The organism is Psychrobacter sp. AntiMn-1 (assembly GCF_001854065.1).
In the GTDB taxonomy this organism is placed as follows: domain Bacteria; phylum Pseudomonadota; class Gammaproteobacteria; order Pseudomonadales; family Moraxellaceae; genus Psychrobacter; species Psychrobacter pacificensis.
In genome coordinates this window covers 1,789,113-1,813,122 of record NZ_CP012969.1, presented here as the reverse complement: position 1 = coordinate 1,813,122, position 24,010 = coordinate 1,789,113, and the positions used below count along the sequence as shown (strand labels likewise).

The 24,010-nt window shown below is 45.1% G+C and carries 20 protein-coding genes and 3 tRNA genes; 13 read left to right on the top strand and 10 right to left on the bottom strand.

Going from position 1 to position 24,010, the window contains the following annotated elements:
- Positions 1-27 precede the first annotated feature (27 nt).
- Positions 28-729 (top strand): TetR/AcrR family transcriptional regulator, encoded by a 702-nt coding sequence (locus AOT82_RS07655; RefSeq protein WP_071002518.1) that lies wholly within the window; start codon positions 28-30, stop codon positions 727-729.
- Positions 730-778: 49 nt separating this feature from the next.
- A complete protein-coding gene (locus AOT82_RS07650) occupies positions 779-2,977 on the top strand; it encodes a molybdopterin oxidoreductase family protein (protein ID WP_071002517.1) in 2,199 nt (732 codons plus the stop codon).
- A gap of 94 nt (positions 2,978-3,071) precedes the next feature.
- On the opposite strand, the gene AOT82_RS07645 is transcribed toward AOT82_RS07650, so the two are convergent.
- Both AOT82_RS07645 and ygfZ read right to left on the bottom strand, forming a co-directional pair.
- The gene (locus tag AOT82_RS07645; protein ID WP_071002516.1) at positions 3,072-4,397 is read right to left on the bottom strand and encodes a D-amino acid dehydrogenase; all 1,326 of its coding nucleotides are present in this window, start codon (positions 4,395-4,397) and stop codon (positions 3,072-3,074) included.
- Positions 4,398-4,488: 91 nt separating this feature from the next.
- Positions 4,489-5,241, bottom strand: a complete 753-nt coding sequence (gene ygfZ / locus AOT82_RS07640; RefSeq protein WP_071002515.1) for a CAF17-like 4Fe-4S cluster assembly/insertion protein YgfZ — start codon at positions 5,239-5,241, stop codon at positions 4,489-4,491.
- Between the two features lie 314 nt (positions 5,242-5,555).
- Between ygfZ and AOT82_RS07635 the strand changes: the two genes are divergently transcribed.
- From AOT82_RS07635 to AOT82_RS07625, 3 genes are all read left to right on the top strand, one after another.
- A complete protein-coding gene (locus AOT82_RS07635) occupies positions 5,556-5,909 on the top strand; it encodes a zinc ribbon domain-containing protein YjdM (RefSeq protein WP_071002514.1) in 354 nt (117 codons plus the stop codon).
- A gap of 106 nt (positions 5,910-6,015) precedes the next feature.
- Positions 6,016-7,317: a glutamate-1-semialdehyde 2,1-aminomutase gene (gene hemL / locus AOT82_RS07630; protein WP_071002513.1), complete on the top strand. Its 1,302-nt coding sequence runs from the start codon at positions 6,016-6,018 to the stop codon at positions 7,315-7,317.
- A gap of 282 nt (positions 7,318-7,599) precedes the next feature.
- Complete coding sequence (locus AOT82_RS07625) at positions 7,600-9,321, top strand: AMP-binding protein (RefSeq protein ID WP_071002512.1); 1,722 nt, start codon at positions 7,600-7,602, stop codon at positions 9,319-9,321.
- 125 nt (positions 9,322-9,446) lie between these two features.
- Here AOT82_RS07625 and AOT82_RS07620 read toward each other — a convergent pair whose 3' ends face one another.
- Positions 9,447-9,782 carry an Mpo1-like protein gene (locus AOT82_RS07620; protein WP_392397123.1) on the bottom strand — a complete coding sequence of 112 codons (336 nt, stop codon included), beginning with the start codon at positions 9,780-9,782 and terminating at the stop codon, positions 9,447-9,449.
- Positions 9,783-10,236: 454 nt separating this feature from the next.
- Here AOT82_RS07620 and ppx point away from each other — a divergent pair, with 454 nt between their 5' ends.
- The 5 genes from ppx (at position 10,237) to AOT82_RS07595 (ending at position 16,328) form a co-directional block, all read left to right on the top strand.
- Positions 10,237-11,799, top strand: coding sequence for an exopolyphosphatase (gene ppx / locus AOT82_RS07615; protein WP_071002510.1), 1,563 nt, complete (start codon positions 10,237-10,239; stop codon positions 11,797-11,799).
- A gap of 165 nt (positions 11,800-11,964) precedes the next feature.
- Positions 11,965-12,768: an acetyl-CoA carboxylase carboxyltransferase subunit alpha gene (locus tag AOT82_RS07610; protein ID WP_071002508.1), complete on the top strand. Its 804-nt coding sequence runs from the start codon at positions 11,965-11,967 to the stop codon at positions 12,766-12,768.
- 134 nt (positions 12,769-12,902) lie between these two features.
- Positions 12,903-14,459 carry a tRNA lysidine(34) synthetase TilS gene (gene tilS, locus AOT82_RS07605; protein WP_071002506.1) on the top strand — a complete coding sequence of 519 codons (1,557 nt, stop codon included), beginning with the start codon at positions 12,903-12,905 and terminating at the stop codon, positions 14,457-14,459.
- A 323-nt stretch (positions 14,460-14,782) separates the two neighbouring features.
- The gene (gene proC / locus AOT82_RS07600; RefSeq protein ID WP_071002505.1) at positions 14,783-15,616 is read left to right on the top strand and encodes a pyrroline-5-carboxylate reductase; all 834 of its coding nucleotides are present in this window, start codon (positions 14,783-14,785) and stop codon (positions 15,614-15,616) included.
- Between the two features lie 142 nt (positions 15,617-15,758).
- Positions 15,759-16,328, top strand: coding sequence for a YggT family protein (locus AOT82_RS07595; protein ID WP_071002503.1), 570 nt, complete (start codon positions 15,759-15,761; stop codon positions 16,326-16,328).
- A gap of 131 nt (positions 16,329-16,459) precedes the next feature.
- Here AOT82_RS07595 and AOT82_RS07590 read toward each other — a convergent pair whose 3' ends face one another.
- Positions 16,460-17,254 (bottom strand): hydroxymethylpyrimidine/phosphomethylpyrimidine kinase, encoded by a 795-nt coding sequence (locus AOT82_RS07590; protein ID WP_071002501.1) that lies wholly within the window; start codon positions 17,252-17,254, stop codon positions 16,460-16,462.
- Positions 17,255-17,599: 345 nt separating this feature from the next.
- Between AOT82_RS07590 and AOT82_RS07585 the strand changes: the two genes are divergently transcribed.
- The 3 genes from AOT82_RS07585 to AOT82_RS07575 all read left to right on the top strand — a co-directional run bounded on the left by AOT82_RS07585 (position 17,600) and on the right by AOT82_RS07575 (position 18,905).
- Positions 17,600-17,689, top strand: a tRNA-Ser gene (locus AOT82_RS07585).
- Between the two features lie 184 nt (positions 17,690-17,873).
- Positions 17,874-17,950: transfer RNA gene (locus AOT82_RS07580), tRNA-Arg, on the top strand.
- Between the two features lie 244 nt (positions 17,951-18,194).
- Positions 18,195-18,905, top strand: a complete 711-nt coding sequence (locus AOT82_RS07575; RefSeq protein ID WP_083328891.1) for an RDD family protein — start codon at positions 18,195-18,197, stop codon at positions 18,903-18,905.
- Between the two features lie 45 nt (positions 18,906-18,950).
- Here the strand turns inward: AOT82_RS07575 and AOT82_RS07570 are convergent, their stop codons facing one another.
- From AOT82_RS07570 to AOT82_RS07545, 6 genes are all read right to left on the bottom strand, one after another.
- Complete coding sequence (locus AOT82_RS07570; RefSeq protein ID WP_071002499.1) at positions 18,951-19,925, bottom strand: calcium/sodium antiporter; 975 nt, start codon at positions 19,923-19,925, stop codon at positions 18,951-18,953.
- Positions 19,926-20,113: 188 nt separating this feature from the next.
- A complete protein-coding gene (panD, locus tag AOT82_RS07565; RefSeq protein ID WP_010196068.1) occupies positions 20,114-20,494 on the bottom strand; it encodes an aspartate 1-decarboxylase in 381 nt (126 codons plus the stop codon).
- Positions 20,495-20,594: 100 nt separating this feature from the next.
- Positions 20,595-21,176, bottom strand: coding sequence for an aminoacyl-tRNA hydrolase (gene pth / locus AOT82_RS07560; protein WP_071002498.1), 582 nt, complete (start codon positions 21,174-21,176; stop codon positions 20,595-20,597).
- Positions 21,177-21,633: 457 nt separating this feature from the next.
- Entirely contained in the window at positions 21,634-22,323 is a 690-nt protein-coding gene (locus tag AOT82_RS07555) for a 50S ribosomal protein L25/general stress protein Ctc (RefSeq protein WP_071002496.1), read from the bottom strand.
- Between the two features lie 407 nt (positions 22,324-22,730).
- Complete coding sequence (locus tag AOT82_RS07550) at positions 22,731-23,678, bottom strand: ribose-phosphate pyrophosphokinase (protein ID WP_057758042.1); 948 nt, start codon at positions 23,676-23,678, stop codon at positions 22,731-22,733.
- Positions 23,679-23,788: 110 nt separating this feature from the next.
- Positions 23,789-23,864: transfer RNA gene (locus AOT82_RS07545), tRNA-Gln, on the bottom strand.
- Between the last annotated feature and the right edge of the window lie 146 nt (positions 23,865-24,010).

The following is a 24,010-nucleotide window of genomic DNA, read 5'->3' as shown; positions in this document are numbered from 1 at the left end:
CATTTATCGAGTAGGGATACCTCTATATTGAATGCATTAGCGCAAAATGAAGCAGCACCTATAGAGTCAAAACGTGAGCTGGCAAAAGCCAAGACGCGGCGTGCCTTATTAAAAAGCGCGTTACGGCTCTATAGTCTAGAAGGCGCTCAGGGCATGAGTATGAATAAAATTGCCAAAGGCGCTGGCATTGCGCAGCCCAGTTTTTATAATCATTTTGAGAGCTTGGATGCGCTACAGAACGAGCTCAGCGCTCAGTTAAAAGACCACTATCTATCGCCAATGCGGCTGGCATGGGTTAATATGCTCAAGGACTATGATGTACTGACTAAGGATGAGTTTAATCAGCAGTGTCAGCAATGTCTGATAATGATTTTTGATTCTGCCTTCCAGAATATTGCGCTATTTCAGCACTTACTCGAAGATCGTCCGAGATTTACTGCCGATATAGAGAACCAATCCTCACTCAATAATGGACTGGGTAATCTGGTCGCAGACATACAAGAGGAGTGGACGGAGATATTTATTCAAGGATTGCAGCTATCCAATCGTTCTTGTGAACGCAGTGCGGTGAGTCTCTGTGTGGATATGGCAGCCGCGCAAGTACATGAGCTGATACTAGGCTGTCATCAGCAGCGCTACTCGAGGGAGCAAGCGATTGCGACATTGAATATCAGCTTTGATACCCTATTTGCCAATTTTTTGCAAGGAAGCAACCATAGCGGCTCATGATATATCTCATGAAAGCTAGGATTTATAAAACATAAAAGGGAGTATGACTATGGGCACTACAGCGGCTAGCGCGACGGACAACGAACAAATCCACTTTAGAACCTGTACTTTATGCGAGGCGATGTGCGGCATCGAGATCAAGCACGATGGCGAAAAAGTCTTATCGATCAAAGGGGATAAAAACGATCCTTTTTCTCAAGGCTACATTTGCCCAAAAGCCACTGCTTTGCAGGATTTGTACGAAGATCCTGATCGTTTACGAGGGCCTGTTGAAAGAACGGCGGACGGTTGGAAATCGATCAGTTGGATTGAGGCGTTAGATAAAGTCGCTGCAGGTATCCAGTCTGTTCAGCAAAAATATGGTCAAAACGCATTTGGGGTGTATTTAGGTAACCCGAATGTCCATAACATGGGCGGTATGCTGACCATCAAGCAGCTACTGACTAGCCTAAAGACGCGTAGTCGCTTTTCTGCGACTTCAATTGACCAATTGCCACACCATATCGTCAGCATGCATCTGTTCGGTCATATGCTCCGCATCCCTGTTCCGGATGTGAATCGCACGCAGTATATGCTCATCATCGGCGGTAACCCGCTAGCCTCTAATGGCAGTATCATGACTGCGCCCAACATGCGTCAAAAGCTCAAAGACATCAAAGCACGTGATGGCAAAGTGGTGGTGATCGATCCAAGGCGTACCGAAACCGCAGATATCGCCAGTGAACATCACTTTATTCGTCCAGCGACAGACGTATTATTGCTATTGGCCATGCTCAATGAAATCTACGCCCAAGGCTACGCCAAGGTAGATAGCCGAGTGGCAGCGCTGGCACCAGAGATTGATCGTATTGCATCATTTGCAGAAGGATTCACCCCTGAGTCAGTGGCAAATATTACAGGTATTACCGCCACTGAAATCAAACGTATCGTCAAAGAGTTTTGTGAAGCCGAAAGCTCAGTCTGTTATGGCCGTATGGGTATCTCGGTCCAAGAGTTTGGCTTGCTCAGCCAATATCTGTCCATGGTCATCAATATCGTCACAGGACGCTTAGATGAAGTGGGCGGACTCATGTTCCCCAATCCTGCTGTCGATGTGGTCAATAGCTCGGGCCCAGGTTATTTGGGCAAACGCCACAGCCGCGTGAGCAATCTACCTGACTTTAATGGCGAATATCCAGTGGTTGCGATGGCGGATGAGATGTTGGTAAAAGGAGAAGGGCAGTTAAAAGGCTTTATGAGTGTCGCGGGAAACCCTGTCCTTAGCACGCCAAATGGCGAAAAGCTAGATGAGGCCTTATCAGGGCTTGAGTTTATGGTGTCGCTCGATTACTTTGTGAACGAGACCAGTCGCCATGCCAACATTATCCTGCCGCCTGTCTCGCCACTCGAGCGTGATCACTATGACATTACGTTTAATGGTTTTGCTGTACACAATGTTGCCAAATACTCGCCTGCCTTATTTAGCAAAACAGAGAATGAGAAGCATGACTGGGAGATTTATCTAGAGCTTGCCGATCGCTTGGATAAAGACGCGCCAGAAGCGGTACAAAAAGAGCGTGCCGCGACAAAAGCGTTTGGACCGAAATTCTTGCTTGAGCAAGCTCTCAAGTACGGACCTTATAAAGACGTCACATTGGATGCGCTGATAGACAACCCACACGGTATTGATTTAGGACCATTGCATCGTATGTTGCCGGAGGCGATCAAGCATGCCGATAAGCAAATCAATCTCAATGTTGATTTTTATCAGGCAGATTTGGCACGGGTCAAAGAAATGATGCAGCAGTATGATAATCAGGAGATTTTGCTCATCGGACGTCGCCATGTACGTAGCAATAACTCATGGCTGCACAATAGTTATCGATTGGTGAAAGGTAAATCTCGTTGTACACTAATGCTGCATCCAGAAACGGCAGAGCAGCACGGTATTGAAGACGGACAAGACGTGAGAGTGACCTCTCGCGTAGGTAGTGTGGTCATCGCAGCAGAGGTGACTGATGAGCTTATGCCAGGCGTGGTCAGTATTCCGCATGGCTTTGGTCATGGTCGTAAAGGGGTGAAGCAGAAGATTGCGCAAGCGCATGCCGGTGTCAGTGTCAATGACTTAACAGACGATACTTTGATTGATCAGTTGAGTGGTAATGCCGCCGTCAATGGCGTGCCAGTGCAATTAGAGGCGTTGGGTGCTAACGCAGACAGTGTGGCTAATGCGGTATTAGAAAACTCAATAGATAGTGCAATCGCATAAGTTCAATTTTTTTAAAGTAAAAAGCAGGCGCTTACACGATGTAAGTGCCTGCTTTTTTATGGAGATAGTTTTTTTATAGTGTCTAGAGATTAAGTCAGCTGTTTGTACCCACAAAATCAAAATCAACGTTGGGCGTTTCACCTTGTATCAATAAGCTGATGGCTTTTGCAGAGCCGCAAGCATGCGTCCAGCCTAACGTGCCGTGCCCTGTATTTAGCCATAGATTGTCAAAAGTGGCTGATGCGTTATGGCTACCATGTTTGACTTGACCGCAATGCGCGCGCCCAATCAAAGGTACGTTTGACGGGGTCATGGGGCGCAGTCCTGTCCAATATTGAACCGAATTTGCGATGATACCTTTTGGAAATAATTGCTGCACGCGGCGCGTAATGGCCTCACAGCGCGTGGCATTTAGGTCCAAATTATAACCATTAAATTCTGCGGTGCCTGCCACTCGCAACTTATCACCCAAACGTGAAGTCACCAGCTTAAACTCATCATCAATCAAGCTGACAAAGGGCGCTAAATGCGGCGCTCGTGGATTGACCGTATAGGTGGCTGAATAGCCCTTTGCTGGAAAAATAGGCACGCGAATATCCAATGGTTTTAACAGAGGAACGCTATAGCTGCCTAGCGCGATCACATGACTATCAGCCGTGAAAGTCTGTACGTTTTCGCCTTTTGGGCGAATGGTAATACTATGCACATGCGGACGCGCAGAGTGAGCGTCAGTATTAAGCGCTAAGATCTCAGTATCATATAAAAACTGTACACCCGCATCAATGCAGCGCTGTGCGAGTCTTTGCGTAAATAGGTGCGCATTACCAGATTCGTCACGGCTGGTGTAGGTTGCACCAGTGAGTTTATGCGCAATCGGATAGAGCGCAGGTTCCAAGTTAACGGCATTATTGATGTCAATCACTTGGCGCTCACAACCAAGCGCTTGCATGCGCTCAGTGGGTTCAATCGCCGCATCAAACTCAGCTTGGCTGGTATAAAAATGCATGATACCGCGTGTTTGCTGCTCATAATTGATACCGATATCGGCGCGTAGCTGTTGTAAGGCGTCGCGAGAATATAACCCTAAGCGTACCATTTGCACCAGATTGGCATCGGCACGATCAGCGCGGCACTCTTGCAAAAACTGCATCGCCCATTTGAGCTGATCCTTATCCGCACGCAGACGGAACAATAGCGGGGCATCCTCTTTAAACAACCATTTGAGCGCTTTCATCGGGGTGGCAGGATTGGCCCACGGCGTCGCATGAGAGACCGATATTTGACCACCATTGGCAAAAGACGTCTGCATCCCTGCCGCCGATTCGCGCTCGATCACAGTCACATCATAGCCTGCTTGACGTAGATACCATGCGGTGGTTACGCCCACCACGCCTGCTCCGAGTACCGCAATATGTGTCATGGGATTCTCTATGCTCATGTTAATTATGACGGCAGCCGTATATTAGCTTGCCATCACCGTTGCTACGCCGCCTATTTGTTTCAGCTTGATTTTACTTTGGGCGCGCAACATCCACCTGCAGTGCGGCTGGCAAGTCCAATATATTCAAATCGCTTTCTGCCAAGTGTTCAGGACGAGCAACGACCAGTGCAGTAAAGCCATTGTCATTTTCTATCACATTCACCACTTGGATTTTATCGAGTTTGTCGCCTGCTGCGGGGAGCGCGCCTGTGCCTTTGACATAATGCAAAAACGCTTTGGGCGCAGATTTAAAGTAGATGCGAGCGATGACTTCTTGACCCAAGTAGCAGCCTTTATCATAGTCCATACCGCCGCGTTGATGTAAGCGCAGCTCTTGCGGTTGAAACTCGCCTTGAGTCGCCGCGACAATCCAATAGTTACCAGTGGCTAGGCTGCATGCCATCCAAGCCTGCGTCTCCTCAGCGGTATTATGATCGTCTTTATGGCTAAAAGTTGGCTCATCTGCTAACACGCAAGGATAAATAGCAGCTGGTGCACTGGTTTCAAACTTTGAAAACGCGCCAAACTTTTTTAAATGAGCTTGTAAGGCATCTGCACAATCGCTGCTGATGACCACATCATAGTGCTTCTCGGCTTGTTTTTTGATCCAAATACCAAATTCAATACGACCTTTTAAGTTGCAGATTGCAGCGGCTTGATAGCTAAGCCCAAGTTTGGTGACATCACAAGTCAATTGCCCTTGCAAGAATTTTTCGGCATCCTCGCCTTGAATGGTCAACTGCGAAAACTGCGGCAATGCTGAGGGGTTTGGAGATTGTGTCATTGTTATTATCCTTCTGCTTAATAATTAAGATATATAGATGAAATCGAAGCGATAAAAGTTATAGGTGCGCTTTAATATAGACGCTGTTGTTACTGACAGAACGTGTCAGCAAAAATGTCAATAGGGTTAAGAAGAGTACCACAAAAATGGTGTCACAAAAACGTCATCAATAAGTGGGGCGCTCCAGTGTGGGTTAAGCATTAAATTGGGTGTAGTGCGCCATTTTCAACGGTACAAATTGGTTAAAAATGGCGAGTTACGGTACAATGTCCGCTCTACAATAAACCCAACGTCTGATGACTGCCGAGGATATGATGAGCTTACCAAATTGCCCGAAATGTGATGCTGAATATACGTATGAAGATGGTGCGTTACTGGTATGTCCGATGTGCGCTCACGAGTGGACGGCGGCTGAGACGGATGCGGCACAAACGGAAGAGCAAGATGCCGTCATTCGTGATGCGGTTGGCAATGAGTTACAGGACGGCGATGCCGTTACGGTCATTAAAGACCTAAAGGTCAAAGGCTCTTCACTTGTCATTAAAGTTGGAACTAAAGCGAAAAGTATTCGCCTATTGCCAGACGCAACCGATGGTCACGATATTGATTGTAAACTTGACGGTTATGGCCCAATGAAGCTGAAATCTTCTGTCGTCAAAAAAGCGTAAATTGTAAAAATGTCTTGAAAGATTCGATAATAAACAAATATAAGACTGACGACATTTAGAAAATACAGAACTGACAGAATATAAAACCTATAAATAGAGAATAGCTATGAGTACTAAAAACGAACAGCTTTTTGCGCAAGCCCGCAAACATATTCCAGGCGGCGTTAATTCACCCGTCCGTGCCTTTGCAGGGGTCGGCGGTACGCCAATTTTTATGCACCGCGCCAATGGCAGCAAGATTTATGACACCGAAGACAATGCCTATATTGATTATGTGGGTTCTTGGGGCCCAATGATTTTGGGTCACGCGCATCCAAAAGTCATCGACGCTGTCAAACAAGCCGCCGATGATGGTTTGAGCTTTGGAACACCAACGCCGTTTGAAACCACGGTCGCTGATAAAATCTGTGAGCTCGTTCCGAGCGTTGAGATGATTCGCATGACCAGCTCGGGGACTGAGGCGACCATGAGTGCGATTCGTTTGGCACGCGGTTATACTCAGCGTGACAAAATCGTCAAGTTCGAAGGCTGCTATCATGGCCATTCAGACAGTCTGCTTGTCAAAGCAGGCTCAGGCATGCTTGATATCGGTGAACCAACGTCTAAAGGCGTACCAGCCGATTTTGCGAAGCACACGATCACGATTCCTTATAATGATCCGCAAGCGATCAAAGACTGCTTTGAAAAATGGGGCGACGAGATTGCTTGCGTGATTTTAGAGCCGATCGCTGGCAACATGAATATGGTAATCCCAACACAAGAGTTTCATGATACGTTGCGTGCCCAGTGTACGGACAATGGCGCAGTATTGATTTTTGATGAAGTGATGACAGGATTCCGCGTGGGTCTGGGCGGTGCGCAGGCACATTTCGGTATCACGCCTGATTTGACCTGTTTTGGTAAAATCATCGGTGCAGGTCTACCAGTTGGTGCGTTTGGCGGTAAAGAAGAAATCATGTCGTGCATCGCGCCCATTGGTGGCGTTTATCAAGCGGGCACGCTATCAGGTAACCCACTCGCCATGCGTGCCGGTATTGCGATGTTTGAAGACCTAACGGCAGAAGGTTTTTACGAAGACTTAGCTGCCAAAGTCGATCATCTGGTCGATGGCTTCCAAGCGGCGGCGGATAAGCATGGCATCAATCTGCGCACAAATAAATTGGGCGGTATGTTTGGTATGTTCTTTGTCAAAGATGCTGATACCAAAACCCCAAGTAATTTTGATGATGTGACAGAGTGCGATATGGAGGTGTTCAATACCTTCTTCCACGGTATGTTAGATCGCGGTATCTACCTAGCGCCGTCTGCGTATGAAGCAGGCTTTATGTCAATCAAGCACAGCAATGAAGATATCGAGGCATCGATTACTGCTGCTGATGAGATATTTGCAGAGATGGCAACAGCGTAGTTTAGCCATTTAAGCGATTGACTCGTTAAGAATAAGCGACTGACGCGTTAAAAAGTGGCAGTCTAAAAAACCAGCAAGATCATTCTGTGATTTTTGCTGGTTTTTTTATGGATATATTATTTATGATACTTTTGCGAATAATATAATGTATTCCTGAAAATCGTTTTTATGGTGGATAGCGTGACTGAGGCTTATACATTTCTTACCTGAGCGTCCAAAAAATAGACAATGAGTTATGATATTCTGAGGCAAACCTGAATAATCAAGCAAGGATGCAAACGAATGAGTACCAGCCCTTCTAGCCACACTGCACCACTATGGCAAGCTACTTATGACCAATACGGATTAGAGAATCATTTGGATGTATTGGAAGATAAGCAAAATCTGATGGACTTACTACAACCAAAAATTGAAAAGCATAGTGAGTTGCCAGCTTTTAGTATGGGGGCGGCCACGCTCACTTTTGGGCAGCTAGATATAGCCAGTCGACGTTTCGCGGCTTTTTTACAAGCGCAAGGTGTCGAGAAAGGCGACCGTATTGCAGTACAACTACCAAATATATTGCAGTATGCCGTGGTATTGCTGGGTTGCCTACGTGCCGGTGTGGTACTGGTCAATGTCAATCCCATGTACACCCAATATGAATTGGCGCATCAGCTCACAGATGCTCAAGCCTGTGGTCTAATCGTGCTAGATGGCATGAGCACGGCTTATGAGCAATTAGAGGACACCGTCAAAGCGCAGTTAGCGTGGGTGGTCAGATGTTCTATAGATCCTAGCATTGCTGATAATGATATTGCCTTGCTCAGTCAAATTGGCTCAGTACAATCTTCGAACACAGATGAGCAGATACATGCCTCGACCGAGTCATCACTTGAGTCATCTCAGCACAGCATAACGTTTGCCCATATTATGCAAACCTATGATGCAAAAGGGTTCAAAGCCGTTACGATTGAACGTGAAGATTTGGCGCTACTGCAATATACAGGCGGTACGACGGGCAAGCCAAAAGGCGCCATGCTGACTCATTACAATGTCATGGCCAATGTCTGCCAGTGCTATGCAATGTTTGGCAAGACGATTGAAGCCAATTGTAGCGAGCAGATTAAAATGCTCAATCCTTTACCGCTTTATCATATTTTTTCGTTTACAGTCTGCGGCTTGCTTTGTCTTTATGGCGGCTGGGAAGATATATTGGTCACCAATCCACGTGATATCGATGGTTTAGTAAATACCATTGAACAGCATCGACCTCACGTTATCCCTTCTGTGAATACCTTATTCATTGGTATGCTGCATCATCCAAAATTCGCCAATCTTGATTTTAGTCGTCTGGCGCTATCTATCGGTGGCGGTACAGCGATTATTAAAGCCGTCTCGGATCAGTGGCAGCAAGTCACGGGTATGATTATTAGTGAAGGCTATGGTATGTCTGAGACGTCGCCCGTTATTTCTTTCAATCCGTCTGCCATTACAGCGTTCAATGGTAGCGTTGGATTGCCGCTGGCTTTGACAGATATCCAGATTATTGATGAAAATGGGAACATATGCCCAGTAGGTACAAGAGGAGAGGTCTGTATCAAAGGGCCCCAGGTCATGCGCGGTTATTGGCAGCGAGACAATGCCGATACTTTTACCTCAAATGGCTACTTTAGGTCAGGTGATATTGGCGTTATGAATGATGAGGGGTTTTTGACGCTCGTCGACCGTAAAAAGGACATGATACTGGTATCAGGATTTAACGTATATCCTAACGAAGTAGAGGCTGCACTGACTGAACACCCTAAAGTGCTCGAAGTCGCGGTAGTCGGGGTGGCAGATGATCATAGCGGAGAAGTACCAAAAGCATTTGTGGTCAAAAAAGATACAAATCTCACCGTAGAGGAACTACAAGACTTTGCGAGCAAGCGTCTAACTGGTTATAAGCGTCCACAGTCCTATGAGTTCATCGATGAGTTGCCTAAGACGGCGGTCGGCAAAATATTACGTAAATCCTTACGATAAAAAATGTGGCATGTCGCTCATAGAAATGAGCTGACATCAACGACGCTATCCATATCAGTAAAAACTGGGCGGCTCAAAATAATCGTCCAGTTTTTTTATTATTCAACTTATATGACGACTACATTTTATCGTGCTTTATCAAACTTACGATCTTTTAGGCTTAAATTGCCACACAGGACATCGCCATACATACGAAAATCACTAGCAAAACTTTTTAGCGGAAATTTAAACGAGGCGGGTTTGTTTTTTTCAAAGAAAAAATGCCCGACCCAAGCGCAGGCATATCCTGCTGCGACACCTCTTGCGAGAGGCTTTACCGAGCCAGTTTTGATTGACTTTGCCAATCCTAACAAACCAAAACTGCTACCTGCAAAATGGAGACGGCGACAAGCCATGTTTTGATGCTCGTCTAAATAAAAATCATAAAACGCCTGTTTGGGTGACGCTTCAGTTTTTATCATATCCGTTCTGGTACTGTTATGGGTATTAGCGGTTTCGGTCGCATTTTTTTCGGTTGTTTGATTCATGCGGTTAGCGTCCTTGCTGGCGGGTTTATCGACTATCCATTGTCGGCAGTTTTTAGGTAAATAATTGATGGATTTCGATGTGATTTATACCGATGTAAAAGCAGTAAATAACGGTTTTTTATCACAATATTATGAGCTTTCAATGTAGCAAACCGATATTGCTAACACAAGCGTTAGATGTAGGCTTGGTCATTAGCCTTTGATAGAGTGGTTTTACACTTTTGCTATGATTTTGCGGCGCTTGCGCGTATTTAGGATAAATGCTTTAATGGCAAAATGGCCCAGATTTGTGTGGCGGCTGCTTTTTCTATACCTATGATTTTATATCTATGTCGTACCTGATTTTGTTAAACTACACACTCTCTCTAATACGGTGACAACTTGCCTTATGCCTACTGACTATCTTACAAACCCGCCACTCGGCGATGATGAAATGATGGCAGCCATTGATATTGGTTCCAACAGTTTCCACTTAGCCATTGCCCGTCTTGATCATGGGGAAGTGCGCAAAGTAGTCTCTATGTCTGAAAAGGTACAGCTCGCTGCTGGACTGGATGAGCATAAAATCTTGAGCGAGACAGCTGCACAGCGTGGTCTGGATTGTTTGAGTCGGTTTGTGGCGCGTCTGGATTCTGTACCGCCAGAGCGTATTCGTGTGGTTGCGACCAACGCCTTGCGCCAAGCCAAAAATGCCAATGATTTTATTGCAAAAGCCAATAAGATTTTGCCCAAGCCCATTGAGATTATCGCTGGTCGCGAAGAGGCACGCTTGATTTATTTGGGCGTCTCGCATACCAATGAGAGTAGCGACAAGCGCTTGGTTATTGATATTGGTGGTGGCTCGACGGAATTTATTATCGGTCAAGAGTTTGATCCTTTATTGACTGAAAGCTTACAAATGGGCTGCGTCGCATTCACACAGAAGTACTTTTCTGATGGCCTCATTACCAAAGAGGCTTTTAACAATGCGATTTCAGGCGCGCGCAAGGAAGTACTGGCAATCAATGGTCGTTACCAAAAGACTGGTTGGAGCAGCGTGGTCGGCTCAAGTGGGACGATCAAAGCGGTGCGTAATGTCCTTGTGTCCAAAGGCTGGGCCGATGAGCAAGAACGCATTACTTATAAAGGCGTTAAAAAACTAGAGCGATTGCTGCTTAAGATTGGCAATATTGATGATATCGAGCTAGAAGGCGTCAAAGACCACCGTAAAGCGGTATTTCCGGCAGGTGTGGCAGTGTTGCGTGCGGTGATGAAGGTACTAGGCGTTGAGACCATTACCTACTCAGATGGGGCATTACGTGAAGGCGTGATGTATGACATGCTGGGGCGTTTTGCGAGCGAAGATGTGCGTGACCGCAGTGTGCTCGCGCTTATCAAGCGTTATTCAGGCGACAAAAAGCAAGCCAAGCAAGTGGTAAAAACCAGTCGTAACCTGTTCGAGCAAGTAAAAGATAAGCTTGCCCTAACAAGCGATGACTGTGACTTACTCAGACGTGCCGCGTTTTTGCATGAGATTGGCCTTGCAATCAGTCATAGCAGTTATCATAAGCACAGCGCCTATTTGCTTGAGTATTCTGATATTCCAGGGTTCTCACAAGTGGATCAAAAGCGTATGGCGCAGTTGATGCTCAACCATCGCCGTAAGCTCAAAGCCGATATGTTCGAGCAGACCTGTCAGATCGGGGGAAACCAGCTCGTTTATCTGTGCTTGCTATTGCGTCTTGCGGTACTCGCGCATCATAGCCGTAGTGATTATAAACTGCCAGAATTAGAATTAAAGGTCATCAGTGATAGCGACTGGCAAATCACGGTGGCTGATAGCAGCGAGCATTATGCGTTTTTGGTTGCTGATTTGCGCACAGAGATTGAGCAGTTTGCCAAATGGGGCGTACAGCTTAGTGTGGTAGAGGCGCAAGCAACTGAACCGTTACCATTGTCCGTATCGAGTTAAAGACTAACGTAACAAAAGCAGTGCTGTCGATAATGTCATGCTATATAAGATGTGCTACTATAGCTTCTACTCAGTTTACAACTGTACTTTCATTATCTGAACACCGATAACGATATTATTCTTAAACATAAATACATTAAGTATAATGATTAAAGGGAAGCGTCTATGAGCACTGTCTGGGATAGTGTGCAGCTTGCACGACATGCCAAGCGTCCATTATTTATGGACTATGTTAATCAGCTTTTTACTGAATTTGATGAGTTGCACGGCGATCGTGCTTTTGCCGATGACAAAGCCATTTTGGGCGGTCTGGCACGGTTCAATGATCAACCTGTAATGGTCATCGGTCAGCATCGTGGTCGCAGTACTCGTGAGCGTATCGAGCATAATTTTGGTATGGCCAACCCTGAAGGCTATCGCAAAGTGATTCGCTTGGTCAAAATGGCAGAGCGCTTCAATATTCCTGTGATGACCTTTGTCGATACTCAAGGTGCCTATCCTGGTGTTGGCGCAGAAGAGCGCGGTCAAGCGCAAGCGATTGCAGAGAGTATCGCGGTATTCTCTAGCCTAAAAGTGCCTATCATCGTGACCATTATCGGTGAAGGTGGTTCAGGTGGTGCATTGGCAATTGGCGTTGGCGACAAAGTCAACATGCTGCAAAACAGCATCTATTCGGTCATTTCTCCTGAAGGCTGTGCATCTATCTTATGGAAAACCGCTGAAAAAGCACCAGATGCCAGTGAAGCTCTGAAATTAAATGCCATCAACCTTTACCAGCTAGGTTTGGTTGATGCCGTCATCGATGAAGGTGAGGGCGCACATGTGCAGCCACAACCCGTTATGGAAGCTCTAAAATCACTGATCACTGAGCAGCTTGATGAAATCAGAGATTTGGATCCTCAAGCGCGTTGTGAGCTCCGCTACGAAAAATTAAAGACGTTTAACTCAGAAGTGATGCTGCCTGCTTAATGCAAAGCATGTGCTAAGCTTTTCATATTAGAGACTGAGTCTTAATGCTAAAATAAAACGTGTCATTCAATGGCGCGTTTTTTTATGTCTATTAATTTGCTCATGAATTTATCTATCTAAAACTAAGGCTGATTATGACCAGCAGTGCCATCCTCACGCATCCTATTAGACCAATCAATGATTTGCCAATTGATGAGACATTGGCAGATGCATTATTGGGCAGTATAAATGACTATAGGGAGCAGCTGCATGGTCGTCGCCTATGGCTAGCCTGTAGTGGTGGGCGTGATTCATTGGCGCTTGCAGCGTTATGTGTGCAGCTCTATCGGCAAGGCAGATTGCCATGTTTGCCGCAGCTGTTACATGTTGATCATGGTTTGCAAGCCGATAGTCAGCATTGGGCAACGCATGTCGCGAATTGGGCTAAGATGCAGCAGATACCTTGTCATATCCTAAGAGCACAAGTGACAGGTCGTGATGAGCAAGCCGCGCGGCAAGCCCGCTATAACGCCATGCGTGCGCATATCAACCAAGATGATGTACTGCTACTAGGACATCACGCCGACGACCAAGCCGAAACGGTACTGATGCGCTTGATCCAAGGCGCTGGGGTCAATGGTCTATCAGGTATGCAGCCATGGCGAGTACAAACGCAGCATGGACGACGCCATGCATTATGGCGACCTTGGCTTACGGTGAGGCGCGCCACGATTAGTAATTATGCCAAGCGCTTAGCGTTGCCTTATATCGATGACCCGACCAACGAGACGGGTGATAATGTCCGTAGCGGACTGCGCCGCGATATCATGCCAGTACTAGCAACTTATAACCCCAATGTCATTGATAATATTGCTCGCAGTGCGCAGCTATTAGGCGATGCGCAAGCCACTGTCAATGTTCAGGCTGAGCAAGATATGCAGCAGACAGCTGATGAAAGCCTACAGCTACCAGCAGCACAGCGCGTGCTCAATATCGATACATTGCAAGTATTGCCCATTTATCGCCAGCGGCAACTACTGCATCATTGGCTGGGTCAAGATGAGCCATTACCGCCTGCTAAGCAGCTCGTCGATGACGTATGGAATCTTACTCAGCGCAGCGACCATGATCACCAAACTGAGCTGTTTTGGCAAGCTCGTACGCAATCCTATGTTGTTCGCCGCTATCGCCAGCAGCTCTACCGGCTAAGCAATGAATGGTTGTCTTGGTTAGATAGACCACTAATGGTACAAGCGCAGCCATTATCGAGTTTGGATTTGACAACAAATGAATCAGCAGAGAGTGATTTTGCACTACTGACTGTTCGTCGCAGTGAAGACTATATCTGGCAGTTGCAAGTGTATCCAGATGCGCTGGCAAGATTGATAGAAAGTCATATAGGTGCACTCAATGCAGTATTAAATATAAAGCCATTAGATCGCAAACAGCGTGTGCAGACGGCGTTGGCGACACTTCCACAGTCAGGCAAAAAACTGTATCAAACGCTGGGTATTCCATTGTGGCTGCGAGAAAGCTTGGTTGTGGTCAGTGTCGTACTCTTAGATAAAGAACACGCTAAAAATGAGATTCCTATCTTATTATTATCGCCTTTTGATAGGTGGATATTGAAAAATGACTTTTCGATCAATACCAAAAATCTAGGTAGTGATATCGACGATGTTTTTAAGAATGTTATAAGCGTAGTTGAGTAGATGAAACAAAACTATAGCGGCTGTTATATCTTGCAATGAGGCTTTCATAAGTGTGCTGCCCATACCTTGAAGTCTTTTTGAACGGCCTTACGAATAAAAAACATATTTGACACCTCAAAATATTTTATAAAAATTATTTCTCAATCTAACAGCTAAACCATGTCATAGTCGATGTCAGTTGCGTGTTTTAACTAGGTTTACTGCCGTTGTAGACGGCAGGAATTTATCAAACGATACTAGGAGCAGTATGATAAACTGAGTGTCGTTTTATATATCAGTATGTTACGTTGAATACTTTTAAATGTTGTGACTAGGAGACAAGTATGTCGGTATTAGATAATAAGAAAATCAGTTTTATTGGTGGTGGAAACATGGCACAAGCGCTTATCAGCGGTCTTGTGGGCTGCGGCATCAAACCAAGTCTAATCACGGTCGCCGATCCTAGCGGCGATATCCGTGAGCAACTAGCGGCTAAAGGTCTAAACACCGTTGACCCAATGGCGGATGCCAAAGCAGCTGTGGTCAATGCTGATATCGTGGTACTGGCAGTAAAACCACAAATGATGAAAGTGGTGGTTAGTGCTTTTGCTGATGCATTGGACAATCAGTTGGTCATCTCGGTTGCCGCAGGTCTGTCAACTGACCTATTGTCTAGCATGCTGGGCGGCTATAGTAATATCGTCCGTGCCATGCCAAACACGCCTTCGATGATTCAGATGGGTGCAACCGGTCTCTACGGTACAGATAATATCTCAGCCGAACAAAAAGAGCTGGCAACGGCGGTGATGGAAGCCTCAGGACTGGTCATGTGGGTTGATGATGAAGAACACATGCATGCTGTGACTGCCGTGTCAGGCTCAGCGCCAGCGTACATGTTTTACTTTATCGAATCGATGGTCGATGGCGCAGTGGCATTAGGGCTTGATAAAGAACAAGCCTCAGCACTTGCCATGCAAACCATGCTTGGTGCGGCAAAAATGGCCATGAATAGTGAGGATGCGCCTGCTGAGCTGCGCCGCAAAGTGACGTCTCCAAACGGTACCACTCAAGCCGCTGTTGAGTCTATGCAAGCCAACGAGATTGGTCGCCAAATCGGTGAAGCCATGCAAGCGTGCTATGATCGTAGCCAAGCGCTTAGTGAAGAGATGAGTAAATAGTTATTGATTAGCAATTGAGTAAGCAACGACCCAAAAAGTAGGTCAGGCTCAACAGCTGACCTGTATTGTATGATGATTCGCATCTGATAATGACAGTTGTCATCCTAAAATCTGTCAACAATGTCCCATTGAGTAGCCCTTCATGAACAACGTATTATTTCAAGTTTTTGATCTGGTCACCACATTCGCTATGATGCTGGTGTTTATTCGTTTTATGCTGCAATTTGCAGGGATGGATGCGCGCAACCCGATGATTGCACCTGCCTATAAAGCGACCCATATCGTCGATGTGTTTGGGCGTATCTTCCCAACGGTCGGACAGGGACGTATTAGCATTGCGGCTATCGTCTTAATGTTTTTGATTCGTCTGATTGATATCTCTGGAAAAGCGGCCTTGACGCATCAAGGGATTGCTCCTGTGCCGCTATTTTTCACGGGTACGATTAGCCTAGTGTTAGATTTTTTACGTATGTGTCGTTACCTAGTGATTGGGTCTATTATCGTCAGCTGGATCGTGGTGTTTACCCAATCCCAGCATCCTATTATTGGTATCATCATTCAGCTAGCAGAACCGATTTTGGCACCGTTCCGTCGTATTACGCCAAACTTAGGCATGCTTGATTTATCACCGATGATTGCTTTTTTTGTATTCTATCTGCTTGAGATCTTCATCGGCGGCTTGTCGGCAAACTTTATGCCAATGCTAGGATAATTGGTGTCTCTAAATCACAGAGAATAAATAACGCATCCCATGCCAAAAGACGCACTATAAAATATAGAGCGCCTTTTTTATGTCTGCTATTGATGAACGTTAATACTTTATGTTGTTACTTTATAAAGACATTAAGAGTGGATAAAGCGATTGGGTATTAATTGCGCCTGAGCATCATCAGGGTGCGGGTCGTCAGCCGCGCGCAATGTCTGGGTAATCCAATTATCTGCGGATTTTACCGCATCAATCAAATCATCTTCCATCGCCAAACGCCCAGCAATAAAGCTGGCAAGCGAACATCCTGAGCCATGAAATTCACCCTCTAAGCGCGGTAAGATGCTCTTATGTACCATCTCGCCCTCTATATATAAATACTGCTCGATATCACCGCTATCAAAATCATGAGAGGTTTTTACCAACACCGCATGAACGCCTTGCGCGCATAGTTTTTTCGCACCACTGTGCAAATCCTGCTCGCCGCTCAGCGCGCGCAGTTCATGCGTATTGGGTGTAATCAAGGTGGCATAGGGTAGCAGCTGCCTAAAAGCACTGACCAGCGTTTTCTCATCGCCCAAACTGCCACCGCTATTGGCGACTAATACAGGGTCTAATACAAACGGGGTATCAGGGCTTATTATTTGCTCAGCAAACAACTGGGTTAGCATGGCGATATTGTCAGTGGTACCCAGCATACCTGACTTGATGGCTTTGACAGGTAAATCGTCAAGCACCGCAGTGGCCTGTGCTTGCACTAAGGAGGCAGCGCACGCCTCAAAGCCAAATACCTGCTGTGAGCTTTGAATCGTGACTGCCGTACAAGCAATAGCCGCATGCGCACCAGATTGACCGATGGCTTCAATGTCCGCTTGTAATCCAGCACCGCCTGAGGGATCCAGTCCAGAAAAACACAGTACGACAGGTCGCATAACCGCTCCTTTTAGGTATTTTATAATCAGTGATAAACACTATAGCCACCTACTGCCAAAAAATCTATCTTAGTCTAGCACCTATAGATTAAGTATAAAGTATCAAAACAAATGAGACTGTTCTGAATCATCAATTTAGCAGTGGTATTTTTTTGCAATATGGCGTAATTTTAAGTATTAAAAGGCGAGAAAAGCATTTATATCGATAATTATGAGAAAAGCCTCATTAAATCGGTAGACAAGGCTTGCAATTCGTTTTGGCTTTGTTATAATACTCGCCCACGACATAAGACGTATTGTTAGCATCAATACTGTGTTTATTTTTATAAATGTCTTAAATCGTTAGGTGAAGTGGGTGAGTGGCTGAAACCAGTTCCCTGCTAAGGAACCATACGTGTAAGCGTATCGAGGGTTCGAATCCCTCCTTCACCGCCATTTATTCAGTTATTATTAGAGTAGTAACGCAGTATATTGCGTTAAACATTCTTAATAATTAAATCAAAAAATATTTTGTTTTTAATTAAAAAAGATGTTGACACAAGCGATATTATCTATATAATAGCCAACCTGATTTACTGCAATTGTTATTAAACACTGTAGTGAATGATATGCAAAATACGCGCCTGTAGCTCAGTTGGATAGAGCACTTGGCTACGAACTAAGGGGTCGGGAGTTCGAATCTCTCCAGGCGCACCATTTGCATACTAGCTTACCTTTTTAAAGTTTAAGCAAAACCTAAAATAATCGCGTGTCTTATGACATTTTGGCGATTTTTTTGTGTCTGTTGTTTTTATAAAATGCGTTGTTGCTCTTCTGATTTTCTTCTAAATGTAAATTTTCTGCCCTTATATCAAAAATCTTGTCTTACCATAAGGTACGCTAAGTACTTAAATTACGGTACAATAGTACTACTATTCACTGCTTGCTATGAGCTTATAAGATGCGGAAAAGTAAGTTAAAAGTTGATGTTAAGTTAAATGTTTCTATTGAGTCGAATGCTAAGCGTAAAAGCCCATTAATTCGTGACGAAAAGGTAATTCGTCATATTAAAGAGGATGAAAGGCTAACAGTTGCCCAAGAGGCGGTGATTGCCAAACCCTTAACTCGGGTGGTGGCGATTTTGTATGATGGTATGCTGATTTTGGCGCTGTTGTTTTTGGTGGGTACGATATTGACCGTAGTTGGCACGCTGCTAACGATGGAGACGGGTACCGAGTCTTCACAGGCCCAGTCACTACCGCTTTGGTATCAAAACGCTATTATGACGCCGTCGTTTGTTCTGACACTGGTGGCCTTCTACGGCATATTTTGGCGCCGTGGTGGTCAGACATTGGGGATGCAAACGTGGCGATTGAAAACCATCAATGATGCTGGTCAGTGGCTCACGTGGGGACAGTCATTTAAGCGTATCTTGGCGGCGTGTTTGATGCCGCTGATTTTTGGTATTATTGGTAGTCTGATCGATGGGTCACGCGCCGCCTTATTAGCCAGCGCGTTTTTGGGATTGGTATTCAACTATGTTTTTTGTCTGTTTAACCCTCGCGGTCTGGCAGTACAAGATATGCTATCCAATACCATTACCCTAAAAATGCCAAAAGTGGCACATGAAGGGTTATGGCGCGGTTTTAGAAATCGTAAGAAAAAGTCTTAGGATTATAAAATGGCCAGCAAGGCTCAAAACATACAAAAGTGAAAGTTATATATTAACGCTTTGAATCAGCCATGCAGTATAACCGACAAAGAAAAGCACCAACGTAGCGCCCGACGTACGACCGAACTGGCGCTTTGTTACAAAGGCAAACATACATAGTGCAACGAGTAATACCGTCAGTAGCCCCATAGTCATCACATCACGTGACAAAATCACTGGATCAGCAGCAATCGGGGCAATCACCGTAGCTAGGCCTACGACCGCTAACGTATTAAAAACATTCGAACCAATGATATTACCTAGTGCCATATCGTGTTCGCCTTTACGCGCTGCTGACAAGCTTGATACCAGCTCAGGCAGTGATGTACCAACCGCCACAATCGTCAAGCCAATGATGAGCTCACTCAGCCCCCATAGCGTTGCCAATTCGACCGCTCCCCAAACGATCGCCCGCGAGCTAAGTACCAGCATCAGCATACCGAGCAGTAAGCTACCAAGTCCACGCGCTACGCTTGGCTCTGTCGCATCTGAATCTGCATTATCAATGTCCTCTTCATGCTCATGATAGCCCTCACGAATGCTCAATACGATCTGTAATCCCAATACCGCAATCAACAATACAAGCAATATCAGACCATCCACTTGGCTCAATATGCCGTCACGTAGCTGCCATGCAGCGATGGCGGTGATTAGCAGTAGCAGCGGCAGGTCACGCTTTACGATACCTTTACGGATGATGATAGGGCTAATCAGTACGGTTGCACCCAGTACTAAGGCAATATTGATAATATTTGAGCCGTAAGCATTGCCTAAAGCCAGCTCAGGACTGCCTTCTAACGCTGCTAATACTGACACGACCATCTCAGGTGCTGATGTGCCGATGCCCAATATTAATACCCCAATTAAGAAGCTTGGCACACTAAACTTCTTTGCCAGTGCTGTTGCTCCGTCAATAAAAACATCAGCACTCCAAACCAAAATTGCTAACCCAATCAGTATTGCAATCACCGCCAACCACATCGGTATGTTTCCTTATATATGATGAAAAACATGAGTTTAATAGAGAAAAATGGCATAAAAAAAGCCGAATCTTGATTTAGATTCAGCTTTCCTCATAGCATCGAGATTTTTAGTAATAATAGCAGGTAATTCAAAAATGCAACTTTGTGTTTATCTTAAATTTACCAAAACCTCACCATCCTGTCATATTAAGCAACTTGTACAGGAATGATATTTGCTGTGTCTTTAACTGTGTTGTCTTCGTTGCAATAGACCAGTTTTGGCTGATACGTCGATGCTTCAACTTCATCGAAATGCGCGTAAGCACAGATGATCACGATGTCGCCTAGGTCTGCCATGTGTGCTGCTGCACCGTTTAGCGAGATAATACCAGAGCCTGCCTCAGCACGGATAGCATAGGTACGAAAGCGCTTGCCATTGGTCACATTATAGATATCGATAGATTCGTTTTCACGTAGACCAGCTAGGTCTAGTAGATCACCATCGATACCGCATGAGCCTTCATAGTGAAGCTCAGCATGGGTAACGCGAGCACGGTGTAATTTGCATTTAAGCATATTAAGTAGCATAGGTTGCTTCCTTAGCGTAACTGATATTAAATAACTAAATCAAAAGGTTAATGGGGACAAACCTACCAAAATAAAAGGCTATTACTATAGAGGTAATATTTTATTCAGGCAATTTAAAGCCATTAATTTGTGAACGTGCTTTTTCGATATCACCATCTAGCAATAGTGGTAGCGCGTCAAAAGCCGCCGTCAATGCGCTGTCAATGGCGATTTGCTCATCGGGAGACGCTTTTGAGAGCACATGTCCACTGACTTTAGATTTGTGACCAGGATGGCCGATACCCACACGCAGACGATGAAAGTCATTACCGATATGCGGCGTAATATCACGCAAGCCATTGTGACCACCGTGACCACCGTCGGTTTTGAGTTTGATGCTGCCAGCTGGAATATCGAGCTCATCATGAACAATCAATAACTCGTCGTTTTTGATGCCATAAAAATTTACCATAGGCACGACTGACTGACCAGATTTATTCATAAACGTGAGCGGCATAAGTAAGCGCACATCAGAGCCATGAATGTGCCCACGTCCTGTCACCCCGTGGAATTTTTTGTCAGGGGAGAGCGTGATGTTGAATTGTTGCGCCAAGTGATGGACAAACCAAAATCCGGCATTATGACGCGTAAACATATACTGCTGACCAGGATTACCAAGACCGACAATAAGCTTTATGGCCATAAAAACACCCTGCTTAAATTTGATAAATAAGGATAAGGTTTGAAATGTTGATAGACAGTATATTCTCAAACCTTAGGGCGTGTTGAACATTCGCAAATAGGCACTGCTGATCGCTAAAATTGTTCCAGACAAGGCACAAAGCGACGATAATGCAGATGCCTTAGCGAGATTTGTAACGCAGTATGGGGCAATTTTAGCATCAGCCCTAACGATAAAAAGCAGGGGACAGGACTCTTTTTTGCCGCTTCATCGTTAAAAATAAGCGCTTAGAGTGACTAAGCTTATTATTTTTAACATCGAATCGCCTAAAAAATAGTCGCTGTCAGTGCCATGGTCGAATGTTCAACACGCCCTACTTACAAAAACAGCAGGAGATTTCAAATCGCCTGCTGTCTTCTTAACTAAACGAGTCTGTTACTAAGTAGCACAAAATAAAATGCTACCTAGACATAGTATATTACTCGTCGTCGTTGCTTTCTTCAGCATCAGCGCCGTCGTTTTGCTCAGTTGCTGGTACTTCATCAGCATCAACGTCGTCAGCATCTTCGTCAACTTCTTCAACCGTTGGTGGCTGCATGTTAACGATAGTACGGTCATGGCCGTCTTCTAGCTCAAGCTCATGAATCACAACGCCTTCAGGAAGTTTGATGTCTGATAGACGGAACAAATCACCGATTTCCATACCAGATACATCTACTTCTAGATATTCAGGAAGTTGTGATGGTAGGCAGATCACTTCGATATCAGATACTAAAGTAGACAATACGCCACCAGCAGCAGTACCTGGCGCTTCTTCACGACCAACAAAATGCACAGGAACGTTCATGTGGATTTTTTGACCTTTTACAACGCGCTGGAAGTCAGCATGCATTGGGAAGCCTTTAGCAGGATGACGCTGCAAGTCTTTGATAACAGCTTGATGCTCGGTACCGTCAACATTGATGGTCAAGATGTGTGAAAAGAATGCTTCAAACTCAAGTGCTTTTACTAGCTCGTTGATTTTGATAGAGATCGCTGTTGGCTGCTCACCACCACCATAGATGATAGCAGGAACTAGGTTCTGCTTACGTAGGCGGCGGCTCGCACCTTTACCTTGTAGGTCAGCAGAACGATCAGTAGCGTTTAGTTCAAAATGATTATTGCTCATGGATATAATCCTATAAAAAGAATGATGAAGTGTCTGGTCATAAAAAAGTGGATTTGCGACCAATCCACTAATACGTGATGAGAGCTAATATCTATCGTTGCGTATAAATGACACAACTATCGATGTTAGCCATTTGCTTATAACAATGATTTTTATAGTAAAAATTACCAAAATAGCCATTATTATTCAGCATGATCAGCACTTTTGATAATGCTAGCCTGATTAAATAAAACAAACGGTCAGCACAGGCGCGCATTATACGGGATTTTGTAGTAATAATAAAGACCTACGCAAAGTACGTACATAAAAATAGCGTCAAGTACTGATACTTGACGCTATTATTTTTATGACTAAATTTTTATTGTCACTACAATGTTATTAAAATTTATAGCAATGACTGTCTCATATTAAGCATCAAACATCGCACTAATAGATTCTTCATTATTAATGCGGCGTAAGCTCTCAGCAAGCATTGGCGCGATACTGACCTGACGGATTTTGCTACAGGCTTTTGCTTCGGCAGATAATGGAATCGTATCAGTCACGACGACTTCGTCTAGCGCAGATTCGCTGATGTTTTTGAGTGCATTACCTGATAGGACAGGGTGAGTGATATAAGCTAAGACGCGGCGTGCACCATTCTCTTTTAGTGCTTCAGCGGCTTTACATAATGTACCAGCCGTATCGACCATATCATCAACGATGACGCAATCACGGTCACGAACATCACCGATGATGTGCATCACTTGTGACTCATTGGCACGAGCACGGCGCTTGTCGATAATCGCCATGTCGGTATCGCCTAACTGCTTGGCCATTGCACGGGCACGAACCACACCGCCAACATCAGGTGAAACCACCATGATGTTGTCATAATCTTGTTTTTGTAGGTCGTTTAGGAGTACTGGCGTACCATAGATATTGTCTACAGGAATGTCAAAGAAACCCTGAATCTGATCTGAGTGCAAATCAACTGTCATCACGCGATCGATACTAACGATGTTCAGCATGTCAGCGACGACTTTTGCTGAGATAGGTACACGCGCTGAGCGCGGGCGACGATCCTGACGCGCATAACCAAAATATGGCATGACAGCTGTGATACGACCAGCACTAGAGCGACGCAAAGCGTCAGCCATCATCATGATTTCCATCAAGTTGTCGTTGGTCGGTGCACAAGTCGGCTGCATGATAAACACATCTTTACCGCGTACGTGTTCTTTGATTTCCACGGCAATTTCGCCATCAGAAAAACGCGTGATGTCAGCTTTACCAAGAGGTATGTGAAGATGATCGGCTACGGTTTTTGCTAATTCTGGGTGGGCATTGCCCGTAAAAATCGCCAAATAAGGCATGACAGAAGTCCTATTGATTGACTCAAGCAGCGACCGCTAAGCAGTGACAAACTGCTCAAATTAAGAAAAGAGTGGTGAAAAAGATTGAAGACTACTATTACAGTAAAAAATGGCAGGGGTAGCTGGACTCGAACCAACGGATGTCAGGATCAAAACCTGATGCCTTACCAACTTGGCTATACCCCTGTAATGTCTAGGCTACGAACAACCGAAAGCTAATAGCGACTAATTCGTCATTCTTAGAATGGTGTCATGACCTGTCAGTTATGTTATAAACGATTGAGCCGCCTAAAACATAACCTTTCCCTAGCGGTGTTCATTGCGAACTATAC